22 protein-coding genes are annotated in these 20626 nt (G+C 70.6%); 9 read left to right on the forward strand and 13 right to left on the reverse strand.

Annotated features, from left to right (window positions below; genetic code table 11):
• On the reverse strand, positions 1-504 hold the full coding sequence (locus tag ACQ7HM_RS07860; protein WP_434215715.1) for a hypothetical protein: 504 nt from the start codon (positions 502-504) through the stop codon (positions 1-3).
• A 177-nt stretch (positions 505-681) separates the two neighbouring features.
• Positions 682-1344 (reverse strand): RNA polymerase sigma factor SigE, encoded by a 663-nt coding sequence (gene sigE / locus ACQ7HM_RS07865; protein WP_434215716.1) that lies wholly within the window; start codon positions 1342-1344, stop codon positions 682-684.
• 407 nt (positions 1345-1751) lie between these two features.
• On the opposite strand from sigE, the gene ACQ7HM_RS07870 reads away from it, so the two are divergent.
• Positions 1752-2357, forward strand: coding sequence for an O-methyltransferase (locus ACQ7HM_RS07870; protein ID WP_434216382.1), 606 nt, complete (start codon positions 1752-1754; stop codon positions 2355-2357).
• Between the two features lie 36 nt (positions 2358-2393).
• Here ACQ7HM_RS07870 and ACQ7HM_RS07875 read toward each other — a convergent pair whose 3' ends face one another.
• From ACQ7HM_RS07875 to rfbD, 4 genes are read right to left on the reverse strand one after another with little or no spacing between them, the layout of a single operon-like run.
• Positions 2394-3206, reverse strand: coding sequence for an SGNH/GDSL hydrolase family protein (locus tag ACQ7HM_RS07875; protein ID WP_434215717.1), 813 nt, complete (start codon positions 3204-3206; stop codon positions 2394-2396).
• The gene (locus tag ACQ7HM_RS07880; protein ID WP_434215718.1) at positions 3206-4318 is read right to left on the reverse strand and encodes a sugar phosphate nucleotidyltransferase; all 1113 of its coding nucleotides are present in this window, start codon (positions 4316-4318) and stop codon (positions 3206-3208) included. The genes ACQ7HM_RS07875 and ACQ7HM_RS07880 overlap by 1 nt, the downstream gene beginning before the upstream one ends.
• On the reverse strand, positions 4319-5233 hold the full coding sequence (locus ACQ7HM_RS07885; RefSeq protein ID WP_434215719.1) for a glycosyltransferase family 2 protein: 915 nt from the start codon (positions 5231-5233) through the stop codon (positions 4319-4321). It abuts the gene before it with no gap.
• 49 nt (positions 5234-5282) lie between these two features.
• Positions 5283-6206: a dTDP-4-dehydrorhamnose reductase gene (rfbD, locus tag ACQ7HM_RS07890; protein WP_434215720.1), complete on the reverse strand. Its 924-nt coding sequence runs from the start codon at positions 6204-6206 to the stop codon at positions 5283-5285.
• A gap of 229 nt (positions 6207-6435) precedes the next feature.
• On the opposite strand from rfbD, the gene ACQ7HM_RS07895 reads away from it, so the two are divergent.
• Both ACQ7HM_RS07895 and ACQ7HM_RS07900 read left to right on the forward strand, forming a co-directional pair.
• Positions 6436-8151 (forward strand): LCP family protein, encoded by a 1716-nt coding sequence (locus ACQ7HM_RS07895; protein ID WP_434215721.1) that lies wholly within the window; start codon positions 6436-6438, stop codon positions 8149-8151.
• A 44-nt stretch (positions 8152-8195) separates the two neighbouring features.
• Positions 8196-8927: a TIGR03089 family protein gene (locus ACQ7HM_RS07900; RefSeq protein ID WP_434215722.1), complete on the forward strand. Its 732-nt coding sequence runs from the start codon at positions 8196-8198 to the stop codon at positions 8925-8927.
• A gap of 51 nt (positions 8928-8978) precedes the next feature.
• Here ACQ7HM_RS07900 and ACQ7HM_RS07905 read toward each other — a convergent pair whose 3' ends face one another.
• Positions 8979-10139 carry an acyl-CoA dehydrogenase gene (locus tag ACQ7HM_RS07905; RefSeq protein ID WP_434215723.1) on the reverse strand — a complete coding sequence of 387 codons (1161 nt, stop codon included), beginning with the start codon at positions 10137-10139 and terminating at the stop codon, positions 8979-8981.
• A gap of 145 nt (positions 10140-10284) precedes the next feature.
• Between ACQ7HM_RS07905 and ACQ7HM_RS07910 the strand changes: the two genes are divergently transcribed.
• A complete protein-coding gene (locus ACQ7HM_RS07910) occupies positions 10285-11109 on the forward strand; it encodes a dienelactone hydrolase family protein (protein WP_434215724.1) in 825 nt (274 codons plus the stop codon).
• 17 nt (positions 11110-11126) lie between these two features.
• On the opposite strand, the gene purE is transcribed toward ACQ7HM_RS07910, so the two are convergent.
• Positions 11127-11684, reverse strand: a complete 558-nt coding sequence (gene purE / locus ACQ7HM_RS07915; protein ID WP_434215725.1) for a 5-(carboxyamino)imidazole ribonucleotide mutase — start codon at positions 11682-11684, stop codon at positions 11127-11129.
• Positions 11677-12933, reverse strand: a complete 1257-nt coding sequence (locus tag ACQ7HM_RS07920) for a 5-(carboxyamino)imidazole ribonucleotide synthase (protein WP_434215726.1) — start codon at positions 12931-12933, stop codon at positions 11677-11679. The genes purE and ACQ7HM_RS07920 overlap by 8 nt, the downstream gene beginning before the upstream one ends.
• A 129-nt stretch (positions 12934-13062) precedes the next feature.
• On the opposite strand from ACQ7HM_RS07920, the gene ACQ7HM_RS07925 reads away from it, so the two are divergent.
• Positions 13063-13629: a GtrA family protein gene (locus ACQ7HM_RS07925; RefSeq protein WP_434215727.1), complete on the forward strand. Its 567-nt coding sequence runs from the start codon at positions 13063-13065 to the stop codon at positions 13627-13629.
• A gap of 13 nt (positions 13630-13642) precedes the next feature.
• Here ACQ7HM_RS07925 and ACQ7HM_RS07930 read toward each other — a convergent pair whose 3' ends face one another.
• Genes ACQ7HM_RS07930 through ACQ7HM_RS07940 form a run of 3 tightly spaced genes read right to left on the reverse strand, consistent with a single transcriptional unit; the run spans position 13643 to position 16224 of the window.
• The gene (locus tag ACQ7HM_RS07930) at positions 13643-14959 is read right to left on the reverse strand and encodes a sensor histidine kinase (RefSeq protein ID WP_434215728.1); all 1317 of its coding nucleotides are present in this window, start codon (positions 14957-14959) and stop codon (positions 13643-13645) included.
• A 31-nt stretch (positions 14960-14990) separates the two neighbouring features.
• Positions 14991-15668 carry a response regulator transcription factor gene (locus tag ACQ7HM_RS07935; RefSeq protein WP_055791205.1) on the reverse strand — a complete coding sequence of 226 codons (678 nt, stop codon included), beginning with the start codon at positions 15666-15668 and terminating at the stop codon, positions 14991-14993.
• Positions 15669-15684: 16 nt separating this feature from the next.
• On the reverse strand, positions 15685-16224 hold the full coding sequence (locus ACQ7HM_RS07940) for a PH domain-containing protein (RefSeq protein ID WP_434215729.1): 540 nt from the start codon (positions 16222-16224) through the stop codon (positions 15685-15687).
• A gap of 182 nt (positions 16225-16406) precedes the next feature.
• Here ACQ7HM_RS07940 and ACQ7HM_RS07945 point away from each other — a divergent pair, with 182 nt between their 5' ends.
• Positions 16407-17075, forward strand: coding sequence for a DUF6069 family protein (locus ACQ7HM_RS07945; RefSeq protein WP_434215730.1), 669 nt, complete (start codon positions 16407-16409; stop codon positions 17073-17075).
• Between the two features lie 29 nt (positions 17076-17104).
• On the opposite strand, the gene ACQ7HM_RS07950 is transcribed toward ACQ7HM_RS07945, so the two are convergent.
• The gene (locus ACQ7HM_RS07950) at positions 17105-17938 is read right to left on the reverse strand and encodes a biotin--[acetyl-CoA-carboxylase] ligase (RefSeq protein WP_434215731.1); all 834 of its coding nucleotides are present in this window, start codon (positions 17936-17938) and stop codon (positions 17105-17107) included.
• Positions 17939-18049: 111 nt separating this feature from the next.
• Between ACQ7HM_RS07950 and ACQ7HM_RS07955 the strand changes: the two genes are divergently transcribed.
• From ACQ7HM_RS07955 to ACQ7HM_RS07965, 3 genes are read left to right on the forward strand one after another with little or no spacing between them, the layout of a single operon-like run.
• Complete coding sequence (locus ACQ7HM_RS07955) at positions 18050-19678, forward strand: acyl-CoA carboxylase subunit beta (protein WP_434215732.1); 1629 nt, start codon at positions 18050-18052, stop codon at positions 19676-19678.
• A complete protein-coding gene (locus ACQ7HM_RS07960; protein ID WP_434215733.1) occupies positions 19675-19959 on the forward strand; it encodes an acyl-CoA carboxylase subunit epsilon in 285 nt (94 codons plus the stop codon). Before ACQ7HM_RS07955 ends, ACQ7HM_RS07960 begins: the two co-directional genes overlap by 4 nt.
• Positions 19956-20606 (forward strand): nucleoside triphosphate pyrophosphatase, encoded by a 651-nt coding sequence (locus ACQ7HM_RS07965; protein ID WP_434216383.1) that lies wholly within the window; start codon positions 19956-19958, stop codon positions 20604-20606. The genes ACQ7HM_RS07960 and ACQ7HM_RS07965 overlap by 4 nt, the downstream gene beginning before the upstream one ends.
• The last annotated feature ends 20 nt before the right edge of the window (positions 20607-20626 follow it).

Consider the following 20626-nt stretch of genomic DNA (forward strand, 5'->3'; position numbering starts at 1 on the left):
TCACCGATGGCGCCAACGGCTCGGACGGTGCACCGGGAAGCCCGGGGCCGAGAGCGGACCCCCGCGGTCCGGGGCGCGGCGGTCGGTGTCGCGCGCGCGCTCGAGAGCGCTGCGCAGATCGATCTCCCGGCTCGGGATGTCGGTCAGGGCGCCCAGAAGGCCCAGGGGCATGGTGATGTCGGAGCAACCGCGGAGCGCGGTCCGTGCCGCGGCCTGGGCGTCGACCTCGGCGGCGCAGTCGGCGCAGGCGGCGATGTGCCGTGCCGCGCGCAGGTGGGCGTTCATCCGCAGCTCGCCGTCGACGTAGGCCGCGACGGCCTCGGTGGCGAGATGATCGGTGGGGGCGAACGACCGCCCTCCGGCCGAACCGGGCGCGCGGTAGTCGGTGTTCGGCGACAACGACGACGACGCCGGGCGGCGAGGCGTCCGGCGGTCGCGTGCATCGGCGTCGCGCGGATCGGCGTCCCCAGGATTCGGGCCGAACGGACCTCGTAGCCGGTCCACGGTCATCACCCCTTCGAGTCGGCGGTCTCTCACGGTCGAACCCGAGAGCGACGAGCCGCGGGCGTGCCCCACGATAGCGAAAGCTCTCGGTGGTGTCGTGTGTCCGGCACCGAGGGGACAACGATCACCACCCCTCGCGGGTTCCCATCGGAAGACGCCACCCACCGACCCCCGCGGTCAGATGGAGGTGGTGACCGATCGGCTGCTGGTGTGACCGTTGGCGGCGAGGTGGTCGCGGATGGCCTGCCGACCACGGTGGATGCGGCTGCGGACCGTACCCAGCTTCACGCCGAGCGTGGTCGCGATCTCCTCGTACGACAGACCCTCGATGTCACACAGGACGACCGCGGCGCGGAACTCCGGCGCCAGCGCATCGAGAGCCTGCTGCAGATCGGGGTCGAGGTTCGCGTCGTCGTAGGCGCGGCCCGGGTCGGGCGCGGAGCCCGGGACACGCTCGTAGTCCTCGGGCAGCGCCTCCATCCGGATCTTCGCGCGACGGCGGACCATGTCGAGGAACAGGTTGGTGGTGATGCGGTGCAACCAGCCCTCGAACGTGCCGGGCCGGTAGTTCGACAGCGAGCGGAAGACGCGGATGAACGTCTCCTGTGTCAGGTCCTCGGCGTCGTGCTGGTTGCCCGACAACCGGTAGGCGAGGCGGTAGACGCGATCGGCGTGCTCGCGGACCAACTCGTCCCAGGACGGCATGAGCGACCCGTCACCGGTCTCGTCGAACCGGGCGGTGCCCGAACGCTCCCCCACGGCGGGATCGGTGGGCGCGGCGGCCTCGATCGTGGTCGGCGTGTGATCCGCGGTGTCGGCGGATCGGGGAGTTTCGGTCATGTGCGCGGCTCCACTTCCTCTCGGGGTCGACGCGCGGGGTGTCATCTCGGTGAGGAGAACCTCGTCGTGGTCCGGGATGTTCCCGAGCCGACGGGGTCCGCGGTGGCCCGCGATGACGATCGCTGTGTCGTTGTCCATGACTCTGGTACATCGGGGTGTGCGAGCCGTATGAGTGGCCTGAGCGTTGCCTGAGAGTCATGACGAGGCCCATCGGCGCACCGAAGGACCGACCGCCGCCACGCGCGGCGGACCCCGACCTCGCCGACCGGGCGACCGGCGGCGGTTAACCTGTCACCGTGCCCGACACCCCCGGCGACCAGCCGACCGACCCGCAGACCCGCGACCCCGGTCACGAATCGCTCCGCGACCCCGGTCACGAATCGCTCCGCGATTACGCGGAGTCGGCGATCGCCGAGGACGACACCCTCCTCGCGGCCCGCGAACGCGCGCACGAACTCGGTGCCGCCGCCGTGTCCCCCGCCGTCGGCGCGACGCTGTGCCTCCTGACGCGGCTGACCGATGCGCGCAACGTGGTCGAGATCGGTACCGGCGCCGGCGTCAGCGGTCTGTGGTTGCTCGCCGGGATGCGCGCCGACGGGGTCCTCACCACCATCGACCCCGACTCCGAACACCAGCGGGCGGCCAAGGTGGCCTTCACCGCCGCGGGCGTCGCCGCATCACGGACACGACTGATCAACGGCCGCGCCGCCGACGTGCTGCCACGCCTCGCCGACGCGTCCTACGACGTCGTGTTCGTCGACGGCGCCGTCATCGACCAACCGCGCTATGTCACCGAGGGACTACGACTCCTGCGCCCCGGTGGCGTGCTGCTGGTGCACGACGCCACCGCCGACGGTCGGATCGCCGATCCGGGACAGATCGATCCCGAGACCTCGGCCGCCCGCGCCGCGGCGCTGATGATCTCCGAGGACGACGGCCTGCTGCCGGTGGTCATCCCGCTCGGCCGCGGCCTGCTCGCCGCCGCGCGGACCGCACCCACCGACGAGGTGTGACCGACCCGTCCACCCCGGGCCGCCGGGCCGTTCCTGTCAGGGCGTGGGCGCCAGTTCGGTGAGTTCGGGGTATTTCGGCGACATGCCGTCCCCCCGGGACCGGCCACGCAGACGCCGCCCGATCCACGGCGCGGCCGCCTGAGCCGCCCACTGACGGTTGCCCTTCCGCCGTTGCCCAGCCGAGATCTCCTCCACGGGACCGAAGGCGACGGGGACGAGATCGTGGGCGATGCCCAGAGATTCGAGAACGCAGATCGCCATCTGATGGTGGCCGGCCGGCGACAGGTGCATCCGGTCGAACTCCCACATCCGGCGGTCGGCGAACTCGCGCATCCGCCAGAAGTCGACCAGGTGCACCCCACGGCGGTCGGCGATCTCGCGGAGCAGTTCGTTGTAGATGGCGAAACGTCCACGGAGCGCGGCGAACAGCGGTCGGGCCGCGGTGTCGAAGGCCGTGAAGGTGAACACGAGGGCCCCGGTGTCGACGAACGCACCGATCGCGGAGTCGTAGCGCGCCATGAGGTCGTCGATGTCGACCGACGGGCGCAGCAGATCGTTGACGCCCGCGCAGATCGCCACCAGATCGGGCGCCATGCGCAGTGCCGGGTCGAGCTGATCGGCCACCACCGGGCCGAGCAGCTTCCCGCGGATCGCGAGATTCGCGTACCGCAACGGTGCGTCGCCGCGCTGAGCGGCACGCCGAGCGAGCACCTCCGCCGTCCGATCCGCCCAGCCACGGACCCCGTTGGGGCACAACGGTTCGTCGTCACCCACACCCTCGGGGAACGAATCCCCCACGGCGACGAATCGCGCGATGGAGCGGTTCGGGTCGATCATCGGTCGCGTCATCACACGTCGGTGGAGAACCGCACCCCGCCGTCGGGGATCGTGACCCCCGGCCACACCCGCGCGCCGCGTAGCAACTCACATCGCGCACCGATGTCGGCGCCGTCGCCGATGACCCCGTCGCGCACCAGCGCCCGCGGGCCGATCCGGGCGCCGAAGCCGATGATGCTGCGCTCCACCACCGCTCCCGCCTCGATCACGGCGCCGTCGAAGACCACGGCACCGTCGAGTCGGGCACGGGCACCGATCTCGGCCCCACGACCGACGACCGTCCCGCCGACGAGGACCGCTCCCGGTGCGACACCGGCACCCTCGTGCACCAGCGACTCACCGCGCGGCCCCGCCAATGCCGGCGACGGCGCGATCCCGCGCACCAGGTCGGCCGAGCCCTGGACGAAGTCCTCCGGGGTCCCCATGTCGCGCCAGTAACCGGTGTCGACGTGGGCGTGCACGTGCCTGCCGTGCGCCAGCAGATTGGGGAACACCTCCCGCTCCACCGACACCGGTCGGCCGGTGTCGATCTCCTCGATCACCGACCGTTTGAAGACGTAGCACCCCGCGTTGATCTGATCGGTCGGCGGATCCTGGGTCTTCTCCAGGAACGCCGTCACGCGACCGTCGTCGTCGGTGGGGACGCATCCGAACGCCCGCGGATCGCCGACACGCACCAGGTGGATCGTGACGTCGGCACCCGAGGAGTGATGGGTGTCGAGGACCGCACCGACATCGGTGCCGCCCAACACGTCTCCGTTGAACACGAGAATGGTGTCCGCGGTGAGTTCGGGGAGCACGTTGCGGATGGCCCCGCCCGTGCCCAGGGGTTCGGTCTCGGTCACATACGACAGATGCATGCCGAGCTTCGAGCCGTCACCGAAGTGCTCCTCGAAGACCTCGGCCTTGAACGAGGTGCCGAGCACGACGTCGGTGATGCCCGCCGCGCCGATCCGCGACAGCAGGTGGGTGAGGAACGGCATGCCGGCGGTGGGCAGCATCGGCTTGGGTGCCGACAGGGTCAGCGGCCGTAGACGGGTTCCCTTGCCGCCCACCAGGATCACTGCCTGTACACCACTCCCCGACGTACCGGTGTGGGTGATGTCGCCATCGGTCGGTGCCACTCAAGCCTCCATCGTGGGTGGTTGGACTGCGTTCACAGTAGGCGAGTCCGTCCGGTTTCTCGCGGCTCGGCGGGCCGACGCCACCGCCACCTTCGACCGGACCCACAGACCCGCTCCGAGCCCCGCACGCAACGGCGCCCAGCGGGCACCGGGGTGACGATCGGCCTGGAAGCGGTAGGCGCTCTGGTGGTGGGCGGGCAGCATGAGTTCGGGGTGTTCACCGGCGACGTGGCCCTTGCGGTGGATCACCTCGGCGCTCGGCGCGTAGACGTTGAGCCACCCGGCGCGGGCCAGACGGTCGCCCAGGTCGACGTCCTCCATGTACATGAAGTAGCGGGAGTCGAACCCGTCGATGGAGTCGAACGCCGCGCGGCGCAGCAGCAGGCACGATCCCGACAGCCACCCGACGGTCCGCTCGGCGATGTCGGCGTCCTGCTGGCGGTAGGCGGTGGTCCATGGGTTGGACTTCCACACCTTGCCCAGGACGGCGTGGCCCGTACCCGACACCAGGTCGGGGACGTGGCGGGCCGAGGGATAGACGGTGCCGTCGGGTTCGCGGATCAGCGGGCCGACCGATCCCGCGCGCGGGCGGCGGCGGGCGACGGCGAGCATCTCGTCGATCGATCCGGGCGTCCACTCGACGTCGGGGTTGGCCACGACCACGAACTCGACGGCGGGGTCGACCTCGGCCACCGCGCGGTTCGCGGCTCCGCCGTAACCGATGTTGGCGCCGGTGTCGACAAGGGTGACGTTGTCGAAGTCGCGTTCGGCGGCCTCGGGGGCGCCGTCGGTCGAGCCGTTGTCGGCGATGATCACGCGGTGGTCGACGGTCGTCGCGGTGCGCAGGCTGCGGAGAAAGGCGGCGAGATGGTCCCCCGACGAATAGGTCACGGTCACCACGGCCAGGTCAGTCACGGGGCAAGGGTAACCAACCGTCGGTGGCCGATCGTCCGGGGCGGCTTTCTCACACGCCGGGCCCGGTCACCCCGTCGGCGGCCAGCGCCGCGGTGAGCCCTGCGCGCCAGTCGCGCAGCGGTGGCAGGCCGGCGGCCGCCCACGACCGACCCGACAGCACCGAGTAGGCCGGCCGGGGTGCAGGGCGGGGGAACGCCGCGGTCGTCGTGGGCGTCACGCGCTCGGGATCGGCGCCCACCCCCACGAACACCGCGCGGGCCAGGTCGAACCACGAGCAGCTCCCGGCGTTCGTCGCGTGCAGGGTCGTGCCGGTGAGGTCGGGACGGTCGGCGAGCGCGAGGAGTCCGGCCGCGAGATCGACGGCGTAGGTGGGTGATCCGATCTGGTCGTCGACCACCGACACCGTGTCGCGCTCGGCTTCGAGACGCCGCATCGTGGCGACGAAATCGGTGCCGCCGAGGGCACCGGTGTACACCCATGCGGTGCGCACGACGGTCGCGCGCGGGTCGATCTCGGCGACGGCGCGTTCCCCGGCCAGCTTGGTGCTGCCGTAGACCGATGCCGGCTGCGCCTCGGGATCGAGGTCGTCGGGTTCGAGCGGCGCCGGGTCTCCGTCATCTCTGCTGCTCGGGAACACGTAGTCGGTGGAGAGGTGGATCAGTCGCGCGCCGGCCCGCGCGGTCGCCCGCGCCAGGTTCGCCGGACCGATCTCGTTGCCCAGGCGGGCCGCCTCGACGTCGGTCTCGGCCGCGTCGACCGCCGTGTGCGCCGCGCAGTTGACGACGATGTCGTCGGAGGTGAGGTCGACGAGGGCCCGCTCGACCCGGCCGGCGTCGCCGATGTCGATGTCGTCGCGGCCCATCGCCACCGCGGCGGGCCCGGCGGCCAGCAGCCGTCCGACCTGACCGCCTGCGCCGATCACGACGAGCCGACCGCGTCGACCGTCCGTGCGTTCGCGTGTGTCGGTGATCACTGGTCGGCCTCGTCCCCTCGTCGCCGCGCCTGTCTTGTCGCGACCGAGCGTATCGGCCGGTCGCCGACGCCACCCGTCGACGCGGTCGGCCCCGACCCGTCCGAGCGACACCGAAGGCGCGGCGTTGCGCTCCCCGGTTCGCCGGTCGTCGGCGGCTACCGTGAGGTCGGACCCTGCGGGGAACCACCAGTCCCACCCGCCCCATCCGTCGCGACTTCGAGAGGTCCACGTGCAGCAGCCACCCGACGACCCCCGTGGTCGTCGTGCCGCCCCTCGGCGCGGTGGACCCGCCGATCGTCGCGCGCGACCGGCGGCGTCGCGGACCACGGCTGACCGCACCTCGGCCCCGCGGGACTCCGCCCCCCGCACCGCCACCTCGCGTCCCTCGACCCCACGCGCCTCGACCACCGCTGCCCCGACACGCTCCGCCGCGCGACCGACGACGACATCCGGGCGCGCAGACCGCACGCCGGTCGCGCCCACACCGGACGCCGCCACGATGCGCCGCGGACCGTTCGCCGGACGGCTGGTCATCGCGCTGGCGTCGGTCGCCGTCCTGGTCCTCACCGGCTACGCCTGGAACGGCATCACCAGCCTCGAGGACAACGTCACCCGTCTCGGCGGCCTGTCGTTGGGCTCGGGCAAGGACGGCGCCGTCGACATCCTCATGGTGGGCACCGACTCGCGGACCGACGCCCAGGGCAACCCGCTCTCACCGGCCGAACAGGCCAAACTGCACGCAGGCGACGAGGTCGCCACCAACACCGACACCATCCTGTTGATCCGCATCCCGAACGACGGGTCGTCGGCGACGGCCATCTCGATCCCCCGCGACTCCTACGTCGACGTGCCCGGGATCGGGATGAGCAAGATCAACGCCGCCTACGGGGCGACGAAGGAGGCCCGCCGCGAGGCGCTCGTCGAGTCGGGCACCTCCCCCGAGCAGGCCCAGACCGAATCGACCGCCGCCGGCCGCAAGGCCCTCATCGACACCGTCGCCAAGCTCACCGGGGTACAGGTCGACCACTACGCCGAGGTCGGGCTGGTCGGGTTCGTCCTGCTCACCGACGCCGTCGGCGGGGTGGACGTCTGCCTGAAGAACCCGGTGGACGAGCCGCTGTCGGGGGCTCGGTTCCGCGCGGGCAAGCAGGTCCTCGACGGCGCGCAGGCCCTGAGCTTCGTCCGGCAACGCCACGACCTGCCCCGAGGAGACCTCGACCGCATCGTGCGGCAGCAGGTATTCATGGCGTCGCTGGCCCAGAAGGTGCTCTCGGCGGGCACGCTGACCAACCCCGGCAAGCTCTCCGACCTCGAGCAGGCGGTGTCGCGGTCGATCGTGATCGACGACAACTGGGACATCCTCAAGTTCGTCGAGCAGCTCAAGGACCTCACCGGCGGCAAGGTGAAGTTCGCGACCATCCCGGTGACCGACGAGCAGGGGTGGAGCGAGGACGGACAGCAGTCCGTCGTCACCGTGAATCCCGTTGCGGTGCAGCGCTTCACCAGCGCACTGCTGACGAAGCCCGCCCCCGGGCGCCTCGACCGCGCCGACTACACCGTCGACGTCGTCAACGCCGGCTCGGTCGACGGACTCGCCACCAACGTCTCCAACATCGCCACGAGTCGCGGGTTCCTGCGCGGCACAACCGGCAACGCGTCGAGCCCGGACGCCACCAGCGCGGTGAGGACGTCGGAACGCAACGCCGCCGCCACCGACCTCGCCCGCCAGATGGGCGGCCTCCCGGTCCAGGTCGATCCCTCGATCCCCGCGGGCCACCTCACGCTGATGCTCACCGACGCCTACACCGGACCGGGGTCGATCACCGACACCGGCGCGCAACCGGGCAGCTCCGACACCGCCGCGACACCGGCGGGGGTGACCTCGACATCGACCACAACCCCGCCGATCACGGCATCGGGGTCGGGTCCGGCCTGCGTCAACTGACCCACCGAAACCCTCGACCGACGCACCGGGGGAGGATCACCACCATGAGCTCTCATCCCGTCCGCGAGGTCGCCACCGTCACCGACGCCGTCCTCGGACCGGCGCTGGCCACCGACCCCGCGAGCCCGCTGTTCACGTTCTACGACGACGCATCCGATGAACGCACGGAGCTCTCGACGCTGACCGCGATGAACTGGGCGGCGAAGACGGCCAATTTCCTCCGCGACGAGATCGGCGTGGCCCCCGGCGACCACGTCGCCGTCGACCTGCCCGAGCACTGGCAGACCTTCACCATCCTGCTCGGCGCCTGGTGGGCCGGCGCCGAGGTGGTGCTGGGCGCGGATCCGTCGGCGTCGGTCGCGTTCTGCACACGCGACCGCCTCGACGCGCACGCGGGGATCGACGAGGTCGTCGTCGCCCCACTCGACCCGTTCGCGCTCCCCGTCGGCGACCTGCCGATCGGCGTCACCGACTTCGGGTCGGGCGTCCGGGTGCACGGTGACCAGTTCGCGCCGATCGTGGGCGGGCCCGCCGCCCTGGACGGCCGCACCGTCGCCGAGGTCGTCGGCGCCGCGGCCGACCGGGCCACCGCCGACGGCATCACCGCCGGCGCGCGTGTGCTGTCGACCTGCCGCTGGGACGGCGTCGACGGACTCATCCGCGGCGTGCTCGCGGCGCCGGTCGCCGGGGCGAGTCTGGTCCACGTCTCCCACGCCGACGCCGCCGTCATGGCGGGACGTGCCGACACGGAGAAGGCGACCGTCTCACTGTCGTGAGACGGCCGCCCGGTCCGTCGTGGTGGTGCATGTCCCGAGGGGACCCCGATGTCAGCGCAGCAGCGCGCGCGACATCACGACCCGCTGGATCTGGTTGGTGCCCTCGTAGATCTGCGTGATCTTCGCGTCGCGCATCATCCGCTCGACCGGGAAGTCACGGGTGTAGCCGGCGCCGCCGAACAGCTGCACGGCATCGGTCGTGACCGACATCGCGACATCGGAGGCGAAGCACTTCGACGCCGAGGAGATGAACCCGAGGTTCGGCTCGCCGCGTTCGGCTCGCGCCGCGGAGGTGTAGACCATCAGCCGCGCGGCCTCCACCTTCATCGCCATGTCGGCGATCATGAACTCGACGCCCTGGAACTGCGAGATCGTCTTGCCGAACTGCTTGCGCTCCTTGACGTACTCGATGGTCTTGTCGAGCGCACCCTGGGCGATGCCGACCGCCTGCGCGCCGATCGTGGGTCGGGTGTGGTCGAGGGTCTGCAGGGCGGTCTTGAAGCCGGTCCCCTCCTCGCCGATGAGGCGATCGGCGGGGATCTCACAGTTCTCGAAGTAGAGCTCGGCGGTGGGCGAGCCCTTGATGCCGAGCTTGCGCTCGTAGCCGCCGGTCGAGAAACCCGGGTCGTCCTTGTGCACCATGAACGCCGAGATGCCGTTGGACCCCTGCTCGGGATCGGTCACGGCCATGACGGTGTACCAGGTCGACTTGCCGCCGTTGGTGATCCACGCCTTGCCGCCGTTGAGGACCCAGCCCTCGGAGGTCTTCTTCGCGCGGGTCCGCATGGACGCCGCGTCGGAGCCGGCCTCGCGCTCGGACAGACCGTAGGAGGCGAGCAGTCCACCCGAGGCGATGTCGGGGAGCACCTGCTTCTTGAGCTCGTCGGATCCGCTCAGGATCAGCCCCATGGTGCCGAGTTTGTTGACCGCGGGGATGAGCGAGGCCGAGGCGTCGACGCGGGCGACCTCCTCGATCACGATGCAGGCGGCAACCGAGTCACCGCCCTGCCCCTCGAACTCCTCGGGGACGTGGATCGCGTTGAAGCCCGATGCGTTCAGCGCGTCCAGGGCCTCCTGCGGGAAGCGGGAGTTCTCGTCGACATCGGCCGCGTGCGGCTCGATCTCCTTCTCCGACAACGCGCGGATGGCCTCGCGTAGCGCGTCGTGCTCCTCCGGCAGTGCGAAGAGGTCGAAATCTGGGTTGCCGGACATGTCGCGTCTCCTCAAATGTGATGTGTCACCTCCCATGCTAACCCTCGACCGGGTAGGAGTTACCGGGCGGTAACCGGCGCGATGCTGGTGTGGCGGCGCGCACTCTGCGACGCTGTCGCGATGCACACAGCCCCAGGAGGACCCCGTGACGAATGACTCCCTCGCCGACTTCGAGCGCATCGAGTTCTCGGCCGACGGACGCACCGCACCGGTGTACCGCCTCGGATCGGGGCCCGCGGTGATCGTCATCTCGGAGATGCCGGGCATCACCCCCGCGGTGGCGGGATTCGCGCGCACGGTGGCCGACGTCGGGCTGACCGCGGTGATGCCGCACCTGTTCGGCGTGGACGGCAAAGACCCCCTCGACGCACGCATCCCCGCGCTCGGCGCGGCGGCGACGATCGCCCGCGCCATCGTCCCGGCCTGCATCAGCCGCGAGTTCACGGTGCTCGCGACGGGCAAGTCGTCGCCGGTGGTCCGGTGGTTGCGCGCCCTGGGCGCGGCCGAACACGAGCGGTGCGGTGGACCGGGCATCGGCGCGGTCGGCATGTGTTTCACCGGTGGGTTCGCGCTCGCCATGGCCGCCGACGACCGGTTGATCGCACCGGTCCTGTCGCAGCCGTCGTTGCCGTTCGGCATCGGCCGCGGCCGCACCCACAACATCGACATCTCGCCCGCCGACCTCGAGACGGTCAAGAACCGGTGCGCCACCGGCGATCTCGGCGTCCTGGGGTTGCGCTTCGCCGGTGATCGCGCGTGCCCACCGGCACGTTTCCGGTGGCTCGCCGAACAGCTCGGCGACGCGTTCACCGCCATCGAGATCCCCGACGACGCGGCGAACCCCGACTCGTTCGCCCCACCGCACTCGGTGCTCACCGAGCACCTCGTCGACGCGCCGGGTGAACCCACGCGTCAGGCTCTCGACGAGGTGCTCGACCTCTTCCGACGGCGGCTGCTACCCACCGGATAGCGGGCCGCGCCCGGTGTTCAGTCGCCGATGAGGGTGCGCCGCAACGCCGCGTCCTTCTCCAGCACCATCTGCTCGAGGCCGCGCTGGAACGCCTCCATCCGGGCCCGCAGGACGGGGTCGGCGGCGGCGATGATCCGCACCGCCAGCAGGCCTGCGTTCCGGGCCCCGCCGATAGAGACGGTCGCGACCGGGACACCGGCGGGCATCTGCACGATCGACAGCAGCGAGTCCATGCCGTCGAGATACTTCAGCGGCACGGGGACGCCGATGACCGGCAGCGGGGTGGCCGAGGCCACCATCCCGGGCAGGTGCGCGGCGCCACCGGCCCCGGCGATGATCACCGAGATGCCCCGTTCGGCCGCTCCGGCGGCGTAGTCGATCATGCGCTGCGGGGTGCGATGCGCGGAGACGACACCCACCTCGAACGGCACCTCGAACTCCGCGAGCGCCTCGGCGGCGGCCTCCATCGTCGGCCAGTCGGAGTCGCTGCCCATGATGAGTCCCACACGCGGGCCCGACGGACTCGTGCCGGGCGGATCGGGTGCGGTCGCCTCGGGCCGGGTCGAGTCATCCATCGTGTTCATCCCATCCGTCACTCCACACCGCGGTCGACATCCAGTGTGCCGCGCGCTCGGCGCGCTCGCGCACCCCTGCGACATCGTCACCGGGTGCACCGACGATGTTGACATGGCCGATCTTGCGTTCGGGCCGTTCGCCTTTCGCGTACAGGTGCACGCGGGCGTCGGGCATCCGGGCCATCAGGTGGTGGAGACGTTCGTCCATCGACATCGCCGGCGTCGACGCCCCGCCCAGGATGTTGGCCATCACGGTGACGTCGGCACGGGCGCGGGTGTCGCCCAGCGGGTAGTCGAGGACCGCGCGCAGATGCTGCTCGAACTGACCGGTGACCGCCCCGTCCATCGACCAGTGACCGCTGTTGTGGGGACGCATCGCGAGCTCGTTGATCGACAGCGTGCCGTCGTGGGTCTCGAACAACTCGACCGCCATCACCCCGACGACGCCGAGTTCGTCGGCCAGTCGCAGCGCGATGTTCTGCGCCTGCGTGGCGAGATCGTCGGAGAGCTCCGGCGCGGGGGCGATCACGACCGCACACTGCCCGTTGCGCTGCACGGTCTCCACGACAGGCCACACCGCGCCCTGACCGAACGGCGAACGAGCCACCATCGCCGACAGCTCGCGGCGCATCGCGACCCGCGCCTCGGCCAACAGCGGCGTGCCGTCGGCGACACATCGGGTCAGCACCTCGACGGCCTCGGAGACGACGTCGGGCATCCACACGCCACGGCCGTCGTACCCGCCGCGGATCGCCTTGAGCACGACACGTCCGTCGTGGCGGGCGCAGAAGTCGCGCAGCGCCGACTCGGCGTCCGGGCCGTCGAGGTCGACGAAGTCGGGAACCGGCAGCCCCATCTCCGACAGGCGACGACGCATCACCGACTTGTCCTGCGCGTGGACGAGCGCCCCCGGCGGCGGGAGCACGTTCACGCCCTCGGCGACCAGCGCGTGCAGGAGGTCGGTCGGCACACCCTCGTGGTCGAAGGTGACGGCCACCGCGCCCGCGGCGACCCGTCGCAGGTCCTCGAGGTCGTCGTGCGAACCGAGCACGACGTCGGGGGTGACGAGCGCCGCTGGTTCGTCGGCCGAAGCCGCCAGCACCCGCAGCCGCTGTCCCAGCGCGATGGCGGCCTGGTGCGTCATCCGTGCGAGTTGACCCCCGCCGATCATCGCCACCGTCGGCAACGCGCCCGACCCGTTCGCGACGGCGCGCGGCGCCGTGTCCTGACCCGTCGACTCTTGGCTCACGGCTGACCATGGTGTCACGCCCGATGGGCTCGGTGACCACGCACCACTGCCGGGCGGGTCACCCGCCGACCGCGCAGTTCACCGCCACGATGACAATGTTTCGCCGATCGTTTCGTAGACTCGCATCTTGTGTCGACTATCGACGGGCTCCTCGCCCGTACCCCGGCGCCGATCCGGCGACTGGCGCTCCGCCACCACGAACTGATCAAGTTCGCGATGGTCGGTGGCACCACGATGGTCTTCGACATGGCGATCTTCTACTCGCTGAGCCTCACGATCCTCGAGCAGAAGCCCGTGATCGCCAAGGTCATCTCGGGCACGCTCGCGACGGTGCTGAGCTATGTCCTCAACCGCGAATGGGCCTTCAAGAACCGCGGCGGTCGCGAAACCCACCACGAGGCGTTGCTGTTCTTCGTCATCAGCGGCATGGGCGTGGTCCTGCAGGCCGCTCCCCTGTTCATCGCCAACAACCTCTTCGACGTGCGCAACCACGCGAGCGTCGCCGCGCTCGTCGTCATCGACTTCATCCTCGGCTACATCATCGGCAACGTCCTGCAGATGGTGTTCCGTTTCTGGGCGCTGCGGAAGTTCGCCTTCCCCGAGACCCAGGGCAACGAGGACGCCGAGATCGAGGCAATGGCCACCGGGCAGGTCACGATCGGCGACGCCGATCCCGACGCCCTCGGACGTCGCTGACGCCCAGCTCGGCTCAGCGCGGTTCCCGCACCGCCACCGCCGCACGGTCACGCGGCCCGGTGAGTGGCCCTCCCTCGCCCGTGGGCACCACGATGCTGAACGTCGCCGGTCGACGGGTGGTCAGCTCCAGTCGTCCGCCGTCGGCCTCGACCAGGGCCCGCGCCAGCGACAGCCCGACACCGCTCGACCCGGCCGCGGAGTAGCCGCGACGGAAGATCATCTGCACCCGGTCGTCGGGGACCCCGCTCCCCTCGTCACCGACGGCCACCCGCAGCATCCCCGCTCCGACGAGTTCGACCACCTCCACCCGACACATCCCACCGCCGTGGCGCAGCGAGTTGTCGATGAGCACCGAGACCGCCTCGCGCAGCCGGCTGGGTGTCGCCCACGCGGTGCTCTCCCCCGAGTACGTCACCTCCAGCTCACGGCCGGCCTGGTGGAACGACTCGGTGAAGTCCCGGACCAATGGATCGACGGTGCCGTGGACGTCGATCGGCCCGGTCGGCAACACCGCGGAGTCACGCGACACCGCGATGAGTTCGTCGAGCTCACGGTTGAGTCGCTCGACCTGTTCGTGCGCCGCCTCGGCCTCGTCGACGACGTCGGGGTCGGGGTGCAGGGACAACTCGTCGAGCCGCAGCTGGATCGCGGTGAGGCGGCTGCGCAGCTGATGGGAGACCTCGCCGACGATCTCGCCCTCGCGTTCGAGGCGGAGCGCGATCTCGCGGTTGGCGACCTCCAGCGCGCTGGACACCCGGTCGAGTTCGACGATGCCGTGGGATTTCCACGCCGAGTGGAAGTCACCCTGCGCCATGCTCGAGGCGCGTTCGGCGAGCTCCTCGAGGGGATCGGCGAGACGTTTGGCGGTGACCGCGGCGACGACGGTGCCCGCGGCGACCGAGGCTGTGAGGACCAGCGCGACGACACCGACCGCGGTCCACTGGTTGCCGCGCACCTGGGACAGCGGGATCTCCATCGTGATCGCACCGGCGTCGCCGAGACTCACCGACTCGCTGACCGTCGCACCGGTGAGGGTGTCGCCGATCGCGGTGCGGTCGCTCTCGCCGGGTGCCGCGGGGTACTCGAGTTCGAGACGACCGCCCGCGGGCAGCAGGAGGCGGAAGGGGGCGGTGTCGAGTGCCACCGCATCCGGCCCGCCGTCGGACTCCTGGTCGATCAGCTCACCCGACACCCGCTTGAGGCGCTGGTCGAGATCCTGGTGCGCGAGATCGTCGACCCACCACCAGGCGGTGAACATCAGCGGCAGCCCCAGCAGGAACCCGATGCCCATCACCATCGCGATCATCGACAGCAGGATCCGTCTGCGCACGACGCGCCTCTTCTCGGTCGGGGATGGGGATCTAGTCGGGATCGAATCGGAAGCCGACACCGCGCACGGTGACGATCCGCTTGGTGCGACCGGCCTGATCGTCCCCGATCTTGCGCCGCAGCCACGACACGTGCATGTCCAGGGTCTTCGACGACCGCAGATCCGCCGAACCCCACACCTCGGTGAGGATCTCCTCGCGGCTGACCACCTCGCCACCCCGTTCCATCAGGAACCGCAGGAGGTCGAACTCACGGTTGGCCAGCGTCGCGTCCTTGCCGCCGACCAACACCCGCCGACCACGGGCGTCGAGTTGGATGTCGCCCGCCTCGAGCACCAGATCGACACCCTGCTTGCGACGCAGCAGAGCGCGAACGCGGGCCAGCAGTTCGGCGAGTCGGAACGGTTTGCCCACGTAGTCGTCGGCTCCCGCGTCGAGCCCCACCACGAAGTCGACCTCGTCGGTGCGGGCGGTGAGCATCAACACCGCGAGTTGCGGCCGCGCGGCCCGCACGCGACGACAGACCTCGAGACCGTCCATCTCGGGGAGCCCGAGGTCGAGGACCAGCAGCTCGAAGCGGTTGTCGCGGGCGCGTTCGAGGGCGTCGGGTCCGGTCGTCACGATCTCGCACCCGTACCCCTCGCGGGTGAGTGCGCGGGCCAGGGGCCCGGCGATGGCCTCGTCGTCTTCGGCCAGCAATACGTCGGTCACGAGAACACGGTACGGATCAGCGGCGTCGACCGCCGTCGAACCCGCCGGGGGGCCGCTCGCCCGACTCGGGGTCGAAGACCTCGTGGTAGAGCAGCGAGTGGACCTTCTCGACCTGCGGGATGTCGTCGAACGACAGCGGATCCTCCGAGGCCGACTCGATGATCAACGTCCCGGTGCGCAGCATCCGGTCGATCACCCCGTGCCGGAACTCGACGGAGTTGATGCGCTGCAGCGGGATGTCGATACCCGAACGCGTGAGGATGCCGTTGCGGAAGGTGACACGCCGGTCGGTGAGGACGAAGTGTGTGGTGCGCCAGGAGATCACCGGTCGCAGGAAGAACCAGACGACCACCACCGCCCACACGACGGCGATCACGATCCACAGCACCGACCGTGTCGACCCGGTGAGATCACTCGAGGTGTAGCCCGCGGCGACGCCGGCGAGCGCGGTGACCACCAGGAAGATCAGGGTCGGCACGATCAGGCACTTCCAGTGCGGATGACGGTGCAACACGACGTGCTCGCCGTCGGCGAGGATGTTCTCCGGGTACCCCATCGGTGCGCCTTTCGCCAGGTGTCCGCGCGGGTGCGGCGATGATGAGGCTAGCCGGAGATCGGACATCACGGGCCTCGTGTGGCCGTGTCGGCAGGTGGTGACTCGCTACACTCGGGCCACGAACGCTCGCCGACCGAACGCCGGTCACGGCGACGGGAACCGACCCGAGCGGGAGGCGCCGTATGAACGCGAGACCCCAGTACCCGAACGAGCCCGACGATGCGCGGACCCGCGCATACGGCCAGGCCGACAACGATCCCTATCGGGCCGATTCCTACCGTGGCAGCTCCTACGGTGGCGACTCCTACGGCGCCGACAGCTATGGGCGCGACTCCTACGGGAACGACCCGTACGCACGGGACCGCTACGCCGATCCGTACGCCGGCGAGGTGAAACGGGCCCGCGCCCCGAAGCCGCCACGACGCGGGCCGCAGATCAACACCGGGCTGTTCATCGGCGGTGTGTTGGCGACGGCAGTCGTCACCGCCCTCGCGGCGTGGTTGATCGCCTGGATCATCCGGGTCATCAGCCAGCGGATCACCGAGACCGGCAAGTTCGGGGTCTGGAACCCGGTCTCGCAGGACGAGTACTGGTTCGCCGTCGTCGGCGCGCTGTGCGCGCTGCTCGCCGGTGCGCTCTGGTACGTGCTCCAGCTGACCACGCCCTCGCCGGATCAGTTCTTCAGCTGGATCGTGGGACTGCTGATCGCCGCCGCCGTCCTGCTGCCCCTGCTGCTGTCGCAGGAGTGGACGACCGGTATCGGGACAGCGATCATGCACCTCGTGATCGGGCTGCCGATCCTGTTCCTCATCTCCGCGATGGGTTCGAAGAGCGTGGAGAGCTACCGCTGATCAGGCCACGTCGGTCAGACCGGCGGTGATCAGGCCAGCGGGCGCAGGTGGGTCACGTCGCCGGCGTTGACGGCCACGACGGGGCCACCGGACTCCGGGGTGATCACGATCCGCCCGGTCTCATCGACGTCGGTCGCGGTGCCAGTCAGCACCTGCGCCTGCGGCAGATCGACCCGCACCCGCGTCCCCAGCGTCCCGCACACCCGGCGATAGTCCTCGGCGAGGGCGCCGAGGTCGTGGGGCCACCGGGACAGCTCACGGGCCATCGACGCCAGGATCGCCCCCGCAAGTCGTGACCGGTCCACCGGCGTCCCTGTGACGAGGTTCAACGATGTCGCCGTCGGCACGGGCAACGCTTCGGCCGACAGACCGGTGTTGACGCCGATCCCGACGACCACCGACCGCCCCCCACCCGCACTCTGCGGTCCGTGCGCGAGTTCGGCGAGGACACCCGACACCTTCAATCCGTCGACGAGGACGTCGTTGGGCCACTTCACCGTCGAGGTGACCCCGGTGACCTCAGCGATCGCCGACACCACCGCCACCCCGGTGAGCAGGGGGATCCAGCCCAGCGCGCCGGCCGCGGCCGCGTCCCGGGCGTCGACGACCATCGACATCGCGAGGTGGGTACCCGGTACCGACTCCCACCGGCGTCCCTGCCGGCCCCGCCCGTCGAACTGTTCCTCGGCGACGAGCACCGCGCCGACACAGTCCCGCTCGGCGCACCGTGCCACCAGGTCGGCGTTGGTCGACCCGGTGGAGCCCGCCACCTCGACCGGACCCCACGAGGGTCCCGCGACCGCGCGGACGACATCGACCCGCACGGGGTCGAACGGGACGGGATCACCGGGCGCCGCAGACATGCGAACACCCTAGGCGCGTCACCCGCGCGACGGCGTTGGCGCCCAAACATGAGACACACTCAGGTTGGGTCGGTCCGCACGACCGAGCGTGCGCTCGTTAGCATCGTTGCCATGACGACTGCCTCGCGCGACGCCGACAGCGCGCCCGACATCCACACCACCGCGGGAAAGCTCGCCGACCTGCGTGGACGCCTCGCCGAGGCCGCCGAACCGGTGGGTCCGGCCGCGATCGAGAAGGTCCACGAGAAGGGCAAGCTCACCGCGCGCGAGCGCATCACCCATCTTCTCGACGAGGGGTCGTTCGTCGAACTCGACGCGCTGGCCCGGCACCGGAGCACCAATTTCGGGCTGGCCTCGCGCCGTCCGCTCGGTGACGGTGTGGTGACCGGCTACGGCACCATCGACGGTCGCGAGGTCTGTGTCTTCAGCCAGGACTCGACGGTGTTCGGCGGCAGCCTCGGCGAGGTCTACGGCGAGAAGATCGTCAAGGTGATGGACCTCGCGGTGAAGACCGGTCGCCCCCTCATCGGCATCAACGACGGCGCCGGCGCCCGTATCCAGGAGGGCGTGGTGTCCCTCGGCCTCTACGGCGAGATCTTCCACCGCAACGTCCGCGCGTCGGGCGTCATCCCCCAGATCTCACTGATCCTCGGTGCCGCGGCGGGTGGACACGTCTACTCCCCCGCCCTCACCGACTTCGTCGTGATGGTCGACAAGACCAGCCAGATGTTCATCACCGGACCCGACGTCATCAAGACCGTCACCGGCGAGGACGTCACGATGGAGGACCTCGGCGGCGCCCACACGCACATGGCGAAGTCGGGTACCGCGCACTACGTCGCCTCCGACGAGGAGGACGCCCTCGACTACGTCCGCGAACTGCTCGGGTACCTGCCGAGCAACAACCGCGGCGAGGCCCCGCGCCTGCCCGTCGACCAGCCCGCGGCCGGATCGATCGAGGACACCCTCACCGACGAGGACCTCGAACTCGACACCCTCATCCCCGATTCGCCCAACCAGCCCTACGACATGCACGAGGTGATCCGCCGGATCCTCGACGACGACGAGTTCCTCGAGGTGCAGGCGGGCTACGCCGCGAACGTGATCGTCGGGTTCGGTCGGGTCGACGGGCGCAGCGTCGGCATCGTCGCCAACCAGCCGACCCAGTTCGCCGGCTGCCTCGACATCAACGCCTCGGAGAAGGCGGCCCGGTTCGTGCGCACCTGCGACTGCTTCAACATCCCGATCATCACCCTCGTCGACGTCCCGGGCTTCCTGCCGGGCACCGAGCAGGAATACAACGGCATCATCCGTCGCGGCGCGAAGCTGCTCTACGCGTACGGCGAGGCGACCGTCGGCAAGATCACCGTCATCACCCGCAAGGCGTACGGCGGCGCGTACGACGTCATGGGTTCCAAGCACATGGGTGCCGACGTGAACCTGGCGTGGCCGACCGCCCAGATCGCGGTCATGGGCGCCTCGGGTGCGGTCGGGTTCGTCTACCGCGGACGCCTCAAGGAGGCCGCGGCCAACGGCGAGGACGTCGACGCGTTGCGCCTGCAACTCCAGCAGGAGTACGAGGACACCCTGGTGAACCCGTATGTCGCCGCCGAGCGTGGCTACGTCGACGCGGTGATCCCCCCGTCGCACACCCGCGGACAGATCGCCACCGCCCTCAAGCTCCTCGAGCGCAAGATGGTGTCGATGCCGCCCAAGAAGCACGGGAACATTCCCCTGTGAGCGCCGCGAACGAAACCGGTGCCGCTGCGAGCGCCGCGAACGAAGGGGACGCCGTGGCCGAGACCACCGACGCCGCGACGCAGCCGCTGCTGCGCATCGTCGGTGGCAACCCGTCCGACACCGATGTCGCGGTGCTCGTCGCCGTGCTGGCCGGTGCCGGTGGGGGCGACGACAGCGGGCCTCCTGCGGCCCGCGACCTGTGGGGGACGCCGACCGATCGGCTGCGTCCCGCGTGGCCGCTGTCACCGAACGCGTTCCCCAACCTCACCTTCGGCTACTGAGCCCGCGGCCACCGGTCGTCGTCCTCGGGTCGGCGTCGCCCGCACGCCTGCGGGTCCTGCGCGCGGCGGGTCTCGATCCGCGGGTCGTGGTCTCCCACGTCGACGAGGACGCCGTCGTGGCCGCGTCGGGTTCTGATGCGGAGCCGGCGACGGTGGTGACGCGCCTCGCCGAGGCGAAGGCCGACGCGGTGGCGCACATGGTCGCCGGATCCTCCGACGCCCCGTCGGACGCGGTGATCATCGGTTGCGACTCGATGCTGCTCCTCGACGGTCGCCTCAGCGGCAAGCCCCACACCGTCGACGCCGCTCGCGCGCATTGGCGTGCGGTCCGGGGACGGTCGGCCGAGCTGATGACCGGCCACTGCGTCCTGCGGGTCACCGACGGCACGGTGCGCGCCCGCGCCCGCGAGTCGTCGTCGACGGTCGTGCATTTCTCCGACGCCGACGACGCCACCGTCGACGCCTACGTCGCCTCGGGCGAACCGCTCGAGGTCGCCGGTGGGTTCACCCTCGACGGTCTCGGCGGCTGGCTCATCGACGGCATCGACGGCGACCCCTCGTCGGTCATCGGGATCGGTCTACCGCTCGTGCGTCGCCTGCTCGCCGACGTCGGCGTCTCGGTCGCCGACCTGTGGGCGCGGGCATGACCCCGGTCACGATCGACCGG

Origin of the sequence: Williamsia sp. MIQD14, assembly GCF_051025635.1 — a bacterium.
In the GTDB taxonomy this organism is placed as follows: Bacteria; Actinomycetota; Actinomycetes; order Mycobacteriales; family Mycobacteriaceae; genus Williamsia_A.